Origin of the sequence: Streptomyces sp. NPDC048416 (assembly GCF_043200435.1) — a bacterium.
GTDB lineage: Bacteria > Actinomycetota > Actinomycetes > Streptomycetales > Streptomycetaceae > Streptomyces.
This window is the reverse complement of the sequence record NZ_JBICXU010000026.1, coordinates 42,356-55,704: the sequence shown is the minus strand read 5'-3', so window position 1 is coordinate 55,704 and position 13,349 is coordinate 42,356. Positions and strand designations below refer to the sequence as shown.

9 protein-coding genes are annotated in these 13,349 nt (G+C 73.4%); 5 read left to right on the top strand and 4 right to left on the bottom strand.

Going from position 1 to position 13,349, the window contains the following annotated elements; translation table 11 throughout:
• The first annotated feature begins 24 nt into the window (after positions 1–24).
• From ACGFW5_RS26910 to ACGFW5_RS26895, 4 genes are all read left to right on the top strand, one after another.
• Positions 25–2,127 carry a protein phosphatase 2C domain-containing protein gene (locus tag ACGFW5_RS26910; RefSeq protein WP_393836860.1) on the top strand — a complete coding sequence of 701 codons (2,103 nt, stop codon included), beginning with the start codon at positions 25–27 and terminating at the stop codon, positions 2,125–2,127.
• A gap of 27 nt (positions 2,128–2,154) precedes the next feature.
• Positions 2,155–3,897 carry a pyruvate dehydrogenase gene (locus ACGFW5_RS26905; RefSeq protein ID WP_393836859.1) on the top strand — a complete coding sequence of 581 codons (1,743 nt, stop codon included), beginning with the start codon at positions 2,155–2,157 and terminating at the stop codon, positions 3,895–3,897.
• A gap of 254 nt (positions 3,898–4,151) precedes the next feature.
• Positions 4,152–6,053: a serine/threonine-protein kinase gene (locus ACGFW5_RS26900; RefSeq protein WP_393836858.1), complete on the top strand. Its 1,902-nt coding sequence runs from the start codon at positions 4,152–4,154 to the stop codon at positions 6,051–6,053.
• 1,103 nt (positions 6,054–7,156) lie between these two features.
• On the top strand, positions 7,157–7,504 hold the full coding sequence (locus tag ACGFW5_RS26895; protein WP_393836857.1) for an ATP-binding protein: 348 nt from the start codon (positions 7,157–7,159) through the stop codon (positions 7,502–7,504).
• 70 nt (positions 7,505–7,574) lie between these two features.
• Here ACGFW5_RS26895 and ACGFW5_RS26890 read toward each other — a convergent pair whose 3' ends face one another.
• The gene (locus tag ACGFW5_RS26890; RefSeq protein ID WP_393836856.1) at positions 7,575–8,636 is read right to left on the bottom strand and encodes a DUF2637 domain-containing protein; all 1,062 of its coding nucleotides are present in this window, start codon (positions 8,634–8,636) and stop codon (positions 7,575–7,577) included.
• A gap of 193 nt (positions 8,637–8,829) precedes the next feature.
• Complete coding sequence (locus ACGFW5_RS26885) at positions 8,830–9,678, bottom strand: (2Fe-2S)-binding protein (protein WP_393836855.1); 849 nt, start codon at positions 9,676–9,678, stop codon at positions 8,830–8,832.
• A 124-nt stretch (positions 9,679–9,802) separates the two neighbouring features.
• Here ACGFW5_RS26885 and ACGFW5_RS26880 point away from each other — a divergent pair, with 124 nt between their 5' ends.
• On the top strand, positions 9,803–10,546 hold the full coding sequence (locus ACGFW5_RS26880) for a GntR family transcriptional regulator (RefSeq protein ID WP_393836854.1): 744 nt from the start codon (positions 9,803–9,805) through the stop codon (positions 10,544–10,546).
• A gap of 136 nt (positions 10,547–10,682) precedes the next feature.
• On the opposite strand, the gene ACGFW5_RS26875 is transcribed toward ACGFW5_RS26880, so the two are convergent.
• Positions 10,683–11,456, bottom strand: a complete 774-nt coding sequence (locus ACGFW5_RS26875) for a hypothetical protein (protein WP_393836910.1) — start codon at positions 11,454–11,456, stop codon at positions 10,683–10,685.
• Positions 11,457–11,598: 142 nt separating this feature from the next.
• Positions 11,599–13,269 (bottom strand): PucR family transcriptional regulator, encoded by a 1,671-nt coding sequence (locus tag ACGFW5_RS26870; RefSeq protein WP_393836853.1) that lies wholly within the window; start codon positions 13,267–13,269, stop codon positions 11,599–11,601.
• Positions 13,270–13,349 lie beyond the last annotated feature (80 nt).

The following is a 13,349-nucleotide window of genomic DNA, read 5'->3' as shown; positions in this document are numbered from 1 at the left end:
CCTCGGACGGTGGACAATAAGGGCATGAGCCAGCAGGGGGAGAGGCCGACCCGGGACGACGACTGGTGGAACCGGCTGTACGACGAGTCGGCGCCGGACGCGGGCCCCGATGGTTCCGGCGACAGCCTGGACGACCGCTTCGACTCGGCGTCCCACACGGTGCGTTCGAGCGCGCAGCGCGTGGATCCGGGGGCGGAGAGCCCGGACGCGGTCGCTTCGGAGGCGGATGGCCCGGACGCGGTCGCTTCGGAGGCGGATGGCCCGGGTGCGGTGGGCTCTGCGGCGCGCCGGGGCGTCGCCGGGCCGGATCTCGCTGGGCCCCGTGTCGCAGGACCGGATGCGGCGGGTGCCGTGGGGCCGGAACCGCCCACCGCCGGGCCCCGTGTCGCAGGACCGGATGCGGCGGGTGCCGTGGGGCCGGAACCGCCCACTGCCGGGCCCCGCGCCGCGGGAGCGGATGCGGTCGGGGCGGACGCAGTCGGGCCGGGTGCAGAGCGTGAACTTGGCGTCGCCGGGCCGGACGCGGCCGAACCGGACGTCGTCCGAGCGGATGGCGTTCCCGCGAGCTCGGCCTCCCCCCGGCCCCGGGCGCCCTGGGAGCCGCCCGAAAGGCCGCCCGAGCCGCGCCGGCCGGCGGCCTGGTGGGAGTCCGTACCGTCGGCGCCGCCCCCGCCGACGAGCCCGGCGCCGTTGCCGGATCTGCCCCCGGGCTGGGCGGAGGTCGCCCCACCAAACGCGCCGGAGAAAGCGCATCACGGACCTTCGGCCGGTGACGTGCCCCCCACCCCGACCGAGGCACCCGGCGCCCCCGCACCTGTCGAGGCGCCGCCCACCCCCGCCAAGGCACCCGGCGCCCCCGCACCCGTCGAGGCATCGCCCGCCCCCACCCTGACCGAAGCGCCGGCCACCCCGGCCGAGGCGCCGCCCGCCCCCGCCGAGGCGCCCGGCGTCCCCACCCCCGTCGAGGCGCCGCCCGCAACCGTGTCGGCCGGCAGCCTTCGCGCCGACGGCGGTGCGCGCAGGCCCCCGGTGAAGACCCCGCGCAGTGATCGCGACGCCGCTCCCGAACGGGCCACGCAGGGCCCGCCCGCCCCCGGCCGGTTCGGCACGCCGCACACCGCACCCCCGCAGGACCGCACGCCGGTGCCCCGGCCCCGTACCGGCCACGTGGGTGACGGGCCGCCCACCTACGACGCCGAGCCCACCGCGCTGCCCTACGCGCGCCCCGACGCGCTCGACGAACTCGTCGCCGACACCGTGCTCGACGGCGCCCGCTACGGCGCCTACGTCCTGCGGGCCGGCTCCTCGCGTGGCGACTCCGCGCGCTATCGGGGCGAGCCCCGCCGCGACGCCCTGCTCACCGCCCGCTTCGGCAACGGCGAGAACGCCCTGGTCCTCGTCGCCGTGGCCGGTGGCGCGCGGACCAGCGACCGGGCGCACCTCGCCGCCGCCGACGCCTGCCACTGGATCGGCGGAGCCATCGGCCGCAGCCACCTCCGCCTCGCCGAGGACATCAGGGCAGGCCGGCGCGGCGACCTCAAGGCGGGCCTGCACCGGCTCACCGACCGCAGCTACGGAATGCTGCGGGCCCGCGCAGGTGAGCTCGGCCTGCCACCGCAGGAGTACACCGCGAGCCTGCGCTGTCTGCTGCTGTCCGCCGACCCCGCCTGCCGCACCCGGGTGTTCTTCGGCATCGGGCACGGCGGCCTGTTCCGGCTGCGCGGCGGGGTGTGGCAGGACATCGAGCCCACCGTGCCCGAGCCGGGCGCCGCGACCGGGGCGCCGGTGGTGGGCTTCGGTTCCGCGCCGGCCGGGGCGCCGCAGGGCGATCGCCTGACCATGGCACTGGGCACCGTCGAGCCCGCCCGCCCCTTCATCGACCGGCCCGCGCCGCCCGCCGAACCGTTCCGCTTCCGGGCCTCGGTGGCCCGCCCGGGCGACGTCCTCCTGCTGTGCAGTTCCGGGCTCGCCGAACCGCTGCGCGGTGAGAGCGCTCTCGCCAAGGAACTGGCCGAGCGCTGGGCCCGCCCCGAACCGCCCGGGCTCGCCGCGTTCCTCGCCGACATGCAGCTCAGGGTGAAGGGGTACGCCGACGACCGTACGGCGGTCGCGGTCTGGGAGGCGTAACCGCACGGGCCATGGGTTGATGGACCCATGGCCAAGCAGAACGTCGCAGAGCAGTTCGTCGACATCCTCGCGCGCGCGGGCGTCAAGCGGCTGTACGGAGTCGTCGGGGACAGCCTCAACCCCGTCGTCGACGCCATCCGCCGGGCCTCCGCCATCGACTGGATCCAGGTCAGGCACGAGGAGGCCGCCGCGTTCGCGGCCGGCGCCGAGGCCCAGCTCACCGGCACACTCGCGGCGTGCGCGGGCTCGTGCGGGCCCGGCAATCTGCACCTCATCAACGGCCTGTACGACGCGCACCGCTCGATGGCCCCCGTCCTCGCCCTGGCCTCGCACATCCCGTCGTCGGAGATCGGCCTCAGTTACTTCCAGGAGACGCACCCCGACCAGCTGTTCAGGGAGTGCTCCCACTACAGCGAGCTGATCTCCAGCCCCCAGCAGATGCCGCGCGTGCTCCAGACGGCGATCCAGCACGCGATCGGCCGCGGCGGGGTGAGTGTCCTCGCGCTGCCCGGTGACATCGCCTCCGCGCAGGCCCCCGACAAGGCGATCGACCACGCCCTGGTGACATCCCTGCCGTCGGTGCGGCCCGGCGACACCGAGATCGACGCGCTCGCGGCGCTCATCGACAAGGCGAAGCGCGTCACCCTGTTCTGCGGCAGCGGCACCGCGGGGGCGCACGCGGAGGTCATGGAGTTCGCCGAGCGGATCAAGTCGCCCGTCGGACACGCGCTGCGCGGCAAGGAATGGATTCAGTACGACAACCCGTACGACGTCGGCATGAGCGGCCTGCTCGGGTACGGCGCCGCGTACGAGGCGACCCACGAGTGCGACCTGCTGATCCTGCTCGGCACCGACTTCCCCTACAACGCCTTCCTGCCCGACGACGTCAAGATCGTCCAGGTGGACGTGCGCCCCGAACACCTCGGCAGGCGCTCGAAGCTGGACCTCGCGGTGTGGGGCGACGTGAAGGAGACACTGCGCTGTCTGACCCCGCGGGTGAAGGTCAAGACGGACCGCAAGTTCCTCGACAAGATGCTCAGGAAGCACGCCGACGCACTGGAGGGCGTCGTCAAGGCGTACACCCGCAAGGTGGACAAACACGTCCCGATCCACCCCGAGTACGTCGCCTCGATTTTGGACGAACTCGCCGATGACGACGCCGTGTTCACGGTGGACACCGGGATGTGCAACGTGTGGGCGGCCCGCTACATCTCGCCCAACGGCAGGCGCCGCATCATCGGTTCGTTCAGCCACGGCTCGATGGCCAACGCGCTGCCGCAGGCCATCGGCGCCCAGTTCACCGACCGCAACCGCCAGGTGGTCTCGATGTCGGGCGACGGCGGGTTCTCGATGCTGATGGGCGACTTCCTCACGCTCGTCCAGTACGACCTGCCCGTGAAGATCGTGCTGTTCAACAACTCCTCGCTCGGCATGGTCGAGTTGGAGATGCTGGTCGCCGGTCTGCCCTCGTACGGGACGACCAACCACAACCCCGACTTCGCCGCGATCGCCCGCGCCGCCGGGGCGTACGGGGTGCGCGTCGAGAAGCCCAAGCAGCTCGCGGGCGCGCTCAAGGACGCCTTCAAGCACAAGGGCCCGGCGCTCGTCGACATCGTCACCGACCCCAACGCCCTCTCCATCCCGCCGAAGATCAGCGCCGAGATGGTGTCGGGCTTCGCGCTCTCCGCGAGCAAGATCGTCCTGGACGGCGGGGTGGGCCGCATGGTGCAGATGGCCCGGTCCAACCTCCGCAACGTCCCCCGGCCGTAGCGGCCCCGGCTGCCCTGCGCGGCCCCGCATGGGCAGCTCCGGCCCGCTGGGCTGTTCGACGCCGGCCCGCATCGGCATCCGCAGCATCGGCATCCCTGCCGGGCGGCGGTGAAGGAAACACCACTCCCTGCCGGGCGCCCAAACACCCGTGCCCGTCCGTGTGTTCTCGCCTTCGCTCCGGGCCACAACAGCGACTACGCTCAACCGAGTTACGCCGATGACCAGGCGAGAAGGGCCGGGGGAGCCACACCACCATGAGCGGTACGAACGGGGAAAAAAGCAGCGAGAAGGACGATTACGCCGACGGGGGGATCAAGCCGCTCGCGGCCGGTGACCCCGCGCGCATCGGGCCGTATCTGCTGCTGGGCCGGCTGGGCGCCGGCGGCATGGGGAGGGTGTTCCTCGCGCGTTCGGACAGCGGCCGCACCGTCGCTGTGAAGGTCGTGCACGAGGAACACGTGTCCAACGAGCAGTTCAGGGCGCGATTTCGCCGCGAGATCGAGGCGGCACGCAAGGTGGGGGAGCGGTACACGGCGCCGGTGCTCGACGCGGATCCGGACGACGAGCCGCCCTGGGTGGCCACGGGGTACGTACCCGGCCTCTCGCTCGAACAGATCGTGCGGCGGTACGGGCCGCTTCCGGGCGCGTCCCTGCACGCCCTCGCCGAACAGCTGTTGAAGGCGCTCAAGGACATTCACGGCGCGGGCATCGTGCACCGTGACCTGAAGCCGTCCAATGTGATGCTCACCGTGGACGGCACGAAGGTCATCGACTTCGGGATCGCACGGGCCCTCGAAACCTCCGTGGAGTCCCTGCTGACCAGTACGGGGATGGCGATCGGCTCGCCCGGCTTCATGTCGCCCGAGCAGGTGCGCGGCCGCAGCGCCGGGGTCAAGAGCGACGTGTTCACGCTCGGGTGCGTGCTGACCTATGCGGCGACCGGGCAGCTGCCGTTCGGGCAGGGCGCCGACAACCAGCACGCCGTGATGTTCCAGATCGTGGAGGGCGAGCCCGATCTGGAAGGCGTCGAGGACGAGGCGCTGCGCGCCTTCATCACGCGGTGTCTGACCAAGGACATCGACCAACGCCCGGGCGTGGACGAGCTGTTGGCCGACCCGCAGCGGACGCGTCCGAGCGCCGCGCGGGGCGCCTGGCTGCCCGCCCGCGTCGTGGCGCGCCTGGCGCAGCAGTCCGCGCGGCTGCTCGACGCCGAGGCGGCGCCGCTGCGGGAGGAGCCCGTCGACCGGGCGACCCTCGGCCTGCGGCCGCAGGCCGGGCCCCCCGAAGGCGTCGTCGCGGACAGCGCGGTCACGGTCCGCCGGCCGCAGGAGCGGGCCCGCCGTCGCCGCAGGTTCATCGTGCTGCCCGTCATCGCCGTGCTCACCGTGGGCGGCGGCACGGTCTTCGTGCTCCAGCCCTTCGGGAGCGACCCCGGCAGCCAGGCCCAGGCCCAGCCGCCGAGCAGCAGCGTGAGCGCGAGCGCCGGCCCCGGTGGCAGCGCCGGCGCGGGCGCGTCGGCCGGCGCCGCACCGACCCCGTCGGCCGCCAACTCGCCCAGCGCGCCCAGTGGTTCACCGTCCCCCGAGGCGAGCGGCAACGACAAGGGCGCCGCCAAGGGACAGGACGGCAGCACCGGCGGCCAGAGCGCCTCGGGCAGTGGCGGGGGCGCGCCGCCGTCCGGCAACGGAGGGGGGAGCCCGTCCGGCGGTGGCGGTTCCGCCCGGGGTACGGGAAGCGGCGCCGGTGGCGGGTCCGGGGCGTCGGGCTCGTCCGGAGGGTCCGGTTCGTCCGGAGGGGCCGGTTCATCCGGCGGGTCGGGTTCGTCCGGTTCCGCCGGTACACCCGCGGGTTCCCCGCCGCCCGCCATGAAGGGCTACAACGTCAAGTACGCCAACAGCTGTGTCGGCGCCTGCTCCATGCCGCTCGCCGTGAGCTGGTCGACGATCTCCGGGGCGACCCGCTACGACGTCCACTTCACCAACAAGGGCAGCAACTTCACGAAGAAGAGCGTGGACACCGTCTACTCCACCGGCGGCACCGGCTACAACATCAACGGCCCGTTCTCGGGCGATGAGATCTGTGTCGCGGTGCGGGCGGCCAACCAGTACGGCCCCTCCGCCTGGGCCGAGACCTGGTGCGGCACCGTCCCGTACTGAGCGACGCCGGCCGCCCGGCGCCGGGCCGTGCCCGCGACCCGGCCCTCCGCTTCCGTGCGTACTTCCGCCTACGTCTTGTGCCGCCCGGGCGGTCGACGTGCCGGGCGGGATGTCGTGGCACGGGTGCGGCAGGCGCGTACCCCCGCGACCGGGCCGGGCGGTCGTACGCCGGGGCGTACGCGAGGGATGCGGCAACGCGCCCATCACCCCCAACTCGCCGTGGCGCGCAGGGCGTTCACCGAGACCAGCTGCGGCACCGTCGCGTCGTCCGGCACCATGGGCCACGCATGGTCATGCGTACGCCGAGACCGACAGCCGCGTATGGACACATGAGGGATGTGCCCTGATCCGGGCGTCCCGGTGCGGGGTCCGTTCGTCGTCGTGCGGCACGCCTGACGGGCGGCCGCTCGCGGAGACGCGGCGGCCTCGCGTCGTTCCGTGCGTTCGCTGCCGGCGGGATGTCCGGTTGCTTGAGCGGGCGCTGTTCAGCGGGTTCCGGCGAAGGCGTACACCGGAGTCCGTGCCCGGAAGTGGTGGGTCGGCCCCGCTGAAACCGGGGTAAAGCGCCGATCCGCCCCCGCGCCCCACCCGCGCGCGGAGCGCCCTGCCACGGATGCGGAACCCGCTCGTCGACACCGGGCGGTACTGCCCAGTACGGCCCGTGAACGTCGCCGAAGGGCCCCGGTGCCGTCCGCGTCAGCCTGTACGGCGGGCACCCATCTCGTCCGGCACATGCCAAACCGGGAGGTACGAGGGACCCTCTGTGCTTGCGAGTACGGGGCGCGTGCACGGGCGCACGACCCGCTCGCGCCGTACCTGCGCCGGGGGCCGACCGCCCCGTGCCGCGCTTCCGTGAGGGGCACTCCGGAGGCATTCTCGTGCGGTTGCCGCGGAATCACCATGAGTGACCGTGTCGAGGCGGGGCATGCATCCCGTGTGCGTGTTCGAGGGAGGAAGGTCGTCACACCGTGCAGGTGGGGGCTATGACAGGGCATCAGGCAGGTCTCGGTCCCACGGGGACCGGGGCCGCCCAAACACCTGATGCGCACCAGGGGGACCAGCCTCTGCTGTGCAGGAGAGTGGGGCAGGCGGATCTGACAGCGGTGCGGGACATACGCCGCGCACTGAGGGAACTCATCGGGTCCTCGCGGCACGCGGAGGCGGCGGACGTGGCGGAACTGCTCACCAGCGAACTGGTGACCAACGCCCTCGTCCACACCGACCGGGGGGCGGTGGTGACGGCCACGCTCGGGGAGCGCGGACTGCGCGTGGAGGTACGGGATTTCGCGACCGACCCACCCACGCCTCGCCGACCCTCCGACGACGACGGTACGCACGGCAGGGGGCTCGTCCTCGTCGAAGCGCTGGCGGACGCCTGGGGCGTACGCCAGCAGGACAGGGGAAAGGTCGTGTGGTTCGAACTCGACGGCGCTTCGCCGCCGCGGTGCTAGCCGGCGCCCCCGGCCGCCCCGGGTCGCCCCCTTTGTCCGGGTAGGACGCGGCTGTCCGGGTGGGACGCGGCTATCCGAACTGCTGCTCAAGATCCTTCAGTTTGCGTTCCAGGGAGTCGAGCCGTGGCAGCGCCTGGGTGTCGTCCTCGGCGGTGAGGTCCACGGTCCTGGCCGCCGAGGACTCAGTGGTCCCGACGGCCTGGAGGGAGGGCCGGTTGCGCAGCGGCAGTTGTCCCGGCTCTGCTATGGCCGGCTCCGCGACAGCCTTGGGCTGTGCGGAGCCCGGCCCCGGGCCGATTCCCTGGACGTCGACCTGACGGCCGCCGCCCCTGCCGCGCCCCCAGGCACGGTTCTGCCGGCTGAGCGCCTTGAAGTGCGCCCGGTCCAGCTTCTCCTGGTCGCGCCTGCGGAGCTTGTTCTCCTCCTTGGTGCGCTTGTCCTCGCGCACCTCGTCGACCGCCTCGTCCAGGGTGCGTACACCCTCCAGGAGCATCAGCGACCAGGCGCCGAAGGTCTCCCGGGGAGCCCGCAGCCACCGCACGATCCGGATCTGCGGCAACGGCCTCGGCACCAGGCCCTGTTCCCGCAGCGCCGCCCGGCGGGTCTGCTTCAGCGCACGGTCGAAGAGCACCGCGGCCGAGAGCGACATACCGGCGAAGAACTGCGGGGCGCCCGCATGGGCCATGCCGCGCGGCGCGTGCACCCAGTTGAACCAGGCCGCGGCGCCCGCGAACGTCCACACGAGCAGCCGTGAGCCGAGCGCCGCGTCGCCGTGGCTGGCCTCGCGCACCGCGAGCACGGAGCAGAACATGGCCGCGCCGTCGAGCCCGAAGGGGACCAGGTACTCCCAGCCGTCCGTCAGATTGAGGTTCTGCCGGCCGAAGCCGACCAGACCGTGGAAGGAGAGCGCGGCGGCCACCGCGGCGCAGCAGAAGAGGAGCACATAGGAAGCGGTGCCGTACACCGCCTCCTTCCTTCTGCGGCGCTCCTCGCTGCGCTCCCAGGAGTCGTCGCCGGTGGTGTTGTCACCGGCCCGCTTGCCGCGAGCGAGCACTACCAGAGCCACGACGACCCCCACGATCATCACGCCGCCCGGAAGCAGCCAGTCAAGCGATATGTCGGTCAGTCGCATGCGGTGTCCCTTGCATCGCGTAGGGCGTATCGGCCGCCATACTGCTCCAGCCGCGCGGGACGGCAGGGGGTTTCGTGACAAGAGGACGCCAACGGAGTCCGAAGGGGGTCGGATAGGGGGTTTTCGATCGAACTTCCGTTCGCTGTAAGCGAGTTGGGTTCGACAGGCTGTCACCCGGACGGGTGGCATGGAGTCAGGATGCGGCGCTGAGCTTCCGCACGCGGTCGGCGTCGCAGGTGCGCGGACAGGTGACGCAGGTGTCCTCGGGGCGCACGGTGTAGAAGAGACAGCAGCTCGCCCGGTCGCGGGTCGGCAGCCGTCGCCCCTCGGGTCCGGTCAACTCCCGGAACGCGGGCGTGCCCACATACGGCTTCTCGGTGCCGGGGAGCAGCGCGTCGAGCTCGGCCATCGCGCGCGGCTCCTCGTCGAGCAGCGCGCCGACGTACCAGAGCCCTTCGACGATCTCGTCCGTCGCCATGCCCCACAGCGCCCGCCGGCCGCGCCGCATGCGCGGTCCGAATCCGTCGAGCACCGGAGCCAGGTGCTCGGCCACCGCGGTCCGCACCTCGGCCCGCAGCGCCTCCTCGTCCCGTACGACACGGGCGCCGGGCAGCGCGGCGGCCGGGTCGCCGGGCAGACAGGCGAACTCCCGCACCCGTACGGTCATCCGGCCCAGCGTCCGCTGGAACGCCACGTCGGCGACCGGGATCCGCGGCACGCGGCGGTGCAGGAACCACGGCACCGTCACCAGGAGGCAGGCGGGCCAGGCGTAGCGGTGGAAGCCGAAGGAGGCGATGACATCCGCGCGGGCCCGGTGTCCGTAGTCCCGTTCGACCTGGGCGTCGTCCCAGGCCAGGAAGGTGTCCAGGGCCGCGCCACCGGCCGCGAGATCCGCCGCGCCGACCCAGCCCGGGCCTTCGGGTGCCGGCTCCGCCTCGGCCAGCTCCCTGATCCCGAGCGCCGGGAACACCTCGGCGAGACGGGCGTACGAGTCCGCGACGGGGCTCGGCAGCGGGCGCGGCAGCAGGGCGGAGACGGTCATACGGGACCACCGAATCACGATCGTTGACAGGTAAGCCTTACCTTAGCGGATGGGTGCGGTGTTTGAACTCGCGCTTTGTCCGCCTATGGTCTGTGTGGGGCAGGCGGATCCGTGGGAGGCCGGGGTGGAGCAGGGCAGAGTGCGCGCGGCGGCGGTACCTCCGTCCGAGGCACCCCGCGTCCCCGGTCAGGCCACGGGCGAGGCGAGGGGCGAGCACACCCACGGCGGAGCGGGCGTCCCGCGCGGCGTCCACCGCCACTCGGTGCGCGGCCAGATCCTGGCCGCACTGCGCACCGCCCTGGTCGACGGCGAGCTGGTGCCCGGCGAGGTGTACTCGGCGCCCGCGCTCGGCGAACGGTTCGGGGTGTCGGCGACCCCGGTGCGCGAGGCGATGCAGCAGCTCAGCATCGAGGGGGCCGTCGAGGTCGTGCCCAACCGGGGCTTCCGGGTCACCGAACGCAGCGCCCGCGAGCTCGCGGAGCTCGCCGAGGTGCGGGCCATGATCGAGGTGCCGGTGATGCTGCGCCTGGCACGCAGTGTCCCCGCCTGCCGCTGGGCCGAGCTGCGCCCGCTCGCCGACGCCACCACCGAGGCCGCCGCCACCGGCGACCGGGCGGGCTACGCGGAGTGCGACCGCGCCTTCCACCGCGCGGTCCTGGCCCTCGCGGGCAATGCGCAACTGGTCCAGGTGGCCGACGACCTGCACCGGCGCGCACAGTGGCCGCTGGCCGCCGCCCCCGTCGCCCGTCGCGCCGACCTGGTGGCCGACGCGGCCGAACACCTGGCCCTCCTGGACGCCCTGTGCGCGCAGAACCTCCCGGTCGTCCAGTCACTCGTACGGGAGCACTTCACCGGCTCCGCGCTCTGAGAAGCCGCGCGCCACCCGGTCCGCACCTCGGGCCCCACGCCCCGCGAACGCCTCCAACTGCCGCGCCCCAGGCGGCACATGGAGCGGCACCTGGAGCGGCACGCCGCGGACGGTCACCGCCCCGGCTGACACGCCGTCATGTCGCGGGGGACGGCGGAGGCACCGTCCCCAGGGGGGTCTTCAACCAGGTGGGCGCACCCAACAGCCGTACGAGGCGGGCCGCCTCCGTACGCAGCCGGGTCGAGACCGGTTCCTCCTCGGTGTCGGCGAGCGCGACGAGCGCGGGCGCCGTGCCGATGAGGTAACCGAGCTCCTCACGGATCCGCAGGGACTCGGTGAAACCGTGCCGCGCCTGCGTCAACTCCCCTTCGCGCAGGGCGAGTCCGGCCAGATGGCGCCAGGTGAAGGACAGCAGCAGCCTGTCGCCGTGGGCGGTGGCGCCCTCATGGGCGCGGCGGTAGGCGGCGTGGGCGGCCTGGGGCGCGTCGGCCACGTTCTCGGCGAACAGGCCCCGCCGGAAGTCGAGCAGCGCGCGGCCGGGTCCCTCCGGGGCGATCAGGGCGGCCGCCCGGCCGAAGGCCGAACGGGCCTCGTCCGCGCGGTCGCGCACCCCGAACAGCGTGGCGGCGTACGCGAGATGGCCGCGCTCGCAGGCTGCGGCGCCGCGCTCCTCGTCGCTGCGGGCGACGGCCTCGGCGCCGCGCAGCGCCTCGTCCGCCTCCGCCCAGCCCGACTCGGTGTACACACAGCGCTCGGTCAGCAGGGCGGTGCGCTGGAGAGCGCCGGCCGGCGCCCCCGCATGGGGTTCGAGCAGGGCGGCCGCGTCCGTCCAGCAGCCGCGCGAGCGCAGCCGCCACACCGCGGTCTGGAGCGGATCCCCATCATCTGCAGTCGTTCCGGAACCAGACATGGCGGTGTGCGCCACGTTGCCCTCCCCGAGCGCGCCATCGAGCCGATGAGTCGTTTCCGAATCTCAGCATGGATTGGCACGCCGGGCCAAGGGGGGTGCGTGAATGAGTTCACAATCGTCCGGCACCGGCCGGAACCGACCGTCAGCTCATCCGGAGCGCCAGGAAGAAGTCCAGCTTGTCCTCGAGGCGGGACAGGTCACGGGCCGTCAACTGCTCGATCCTGCCCACCCGGTAGCGCAATGTGTTGACGTGCAGGTGCAGCCGTGTGGCGCACCGCGTCCACGAGCCGTCGCAGTCCAGGAAGGCCTCCAGGGTCGGGATGAGCTCGGCCCGGTGGCGCCGGTCGTAGTCGCGCAGCGGGTCCAGGAGGCGCGCCGTGAAGGCACGCCGCACGTCGTCCGGCACGAACGGGAGCAGCAGCACGTGCGAGGCCAGCTCGTGGTGGCCGGCCGCGCACACCCGGCCCGGACGGGCCGCGGCCACCCGGCGGGCGTGCCGGGCCTCCTCCAGGGCGCCGCGCAGGCCCTCGGCGGAGTGCACCGCCGCGCTGACACCCAGGGTCAGCCGGCCGTCGTCGGCGAGGCCCGCCGAGAGCGGCGCGCGCACGGCGTTCAGGAGCGCGTCGGCGTGCAGGCCGCCCTCGGCGCCCTCGGGCGTGACCGGCGGCAGCGGTACGAGCGCGATCGCCTCGTCGCCCGCGTGGGCCACGGCGATCCGGTCGGAGGACTCGGCGCCGACGACCGCGGGGTCGACCAGGATCTCCTCCAGGAGCGACTGCGCGACCGGGCCGCCCGCGATCTCCGCGCCCGCATCGCGCTCCCAGTCCACCCGGGCCACCACGACCTGCCAGTGCGGCGCCGTGCCGAGGCCGGGCAGCAGCACGGGGGCCGCGACCCTGAGGCGGGCCGCGATCTCGGCGGGCGCGGCGCCGGTCTGCACCAGCTCCAGGACCTCCTGGGCGAGCCGGCGGCGCACCGTGCGGGCCGCGTCGCGCCGGTCGCGCTCCACCGCGATCAGCTGGGTGACGCCCTGGAGGAGGTCGAGCCGGGCGGCCGGCCAGTCGCTCGCGTCCGCCTCGACGGCCAGCAGCCAGTCCGAAAGCACGCTCTCGCGCACGTCGCGTGCGGCGGGGGCGGCGCCGCGCCCGTTGTTGCGGATCGGGAAGAGCGAGTACATCACCCCGTCGACGGTGGCCCGGTGCGGGCCCCGGCGGCCGGTGCGGGTGGCGCCCAGGTGCTCGGCGGCGAGGGTGGTGCCGAGGGCCGGGGCCAGCGGGTCGCCCACGCCCGCGATCTGGCGGCCGGTGGGAGAAAGCACCCAGGCCCGCAGATCGAGGTCGGAGCCGAGCAGGTCGAGGACGACCTCGGGGCCGCCGCCCGCCGGGCCCGACGTCATGAGCCTGCGATGGCGGTCCACGACGGCCGCGAGATCGCCCGCGCGCTCGCCCGAGACCTGGCGTACGACGTGCTCGGTGATGGTTGCGAACGCGACCGACTCATTGACCGCGAAGAGCGGCAGCCGATGGCGAGAACAAGCCAAAACAAGATCATCCGGAATCGCGCCGAGCTCGGCCTCCCCGGCCGCCAGGCCCGCCACGCCGGCACCCGCGAGGATGCGTACGAATGGCTCGGAATCTCCGGCGTCCCGGCGCCAGGCGAGACCGGTAAGGACCAGCTCGCCACCGGTGAGGTAGCGGCTGGGATCCCGCAGGTCAGTGGTCATGACGCCCCGCACCGTGCGGTCCAGCTCGTCCTCGCCGCCGAGCAGCCGCAGCCCCAGCGCGTCGGTTTCCATCAGTGCGCGCAGCCGCATCGCGTGTCGCCGCCGATCTGTCTTGATGTTGCCGTTGGAAAGCGGTGAGGTAACTGAGCACCGCCTTTCATACGAATCTA

What these genes read in the sequence shown, in the direction of transcription:
- ACGFW5_RS26905 (WP_393836859.1), top strand. Translation starts at nt 2,155, where the DNA reads ATGGCCAAGCAGAACGTCGCAGAGCAGTTCGTCGACATCCTCGCGCGC.
- ACGFW5_RS26910 (WP_393836860.1), top strand. Translation starts at nt 25, where the DNA reads ATGAGCCAGCAGGGGGAGAGGCCGACCCGGGACGACGACTGGTGGAAC.
- ACGFW5_RS26875 (WP_393836910.1), bottom strand. Translation starts at nt 11,456, where the DNA reads ATGTCTGGTTCCGGAACGACTGCAGATGATGGGGATCCGCTCCAGACC.
- ACGFW5_RS26900 (WP_393836858.1), top strand. Translation starts at nt 4,152, where the DNA reads ATGAGCGGTACGAACGGGGAAAAAAGCAGCGAGAAGGACGATTACGCC.
- ACGFW5_RS26870 (WP_393836853.1), bottom strand. Translation starts at nt 13,269, where the DNA reads ATGCGGCTGCGCGCACTGATGGAAACCGACGCGCTGGGGCTGCGGCTG.
- ACGFW5_RS26885 (WP_393836855.1), bottom strand. Translation starts at nt 9,678, where the DNA reads ATGACCGTCTCCGCCCTGCTGCCGCGCCCGCTGCCGAGCCCCGTCGCG.
- ACGFW5_RS26890 (WP_393836856.1), bottom strand. Translation starts at nt 8,636, where the DNA reads ATGCGACTGACCGACATATCGCTTGACTGGCTGCTTCCGGGCGGCGTG.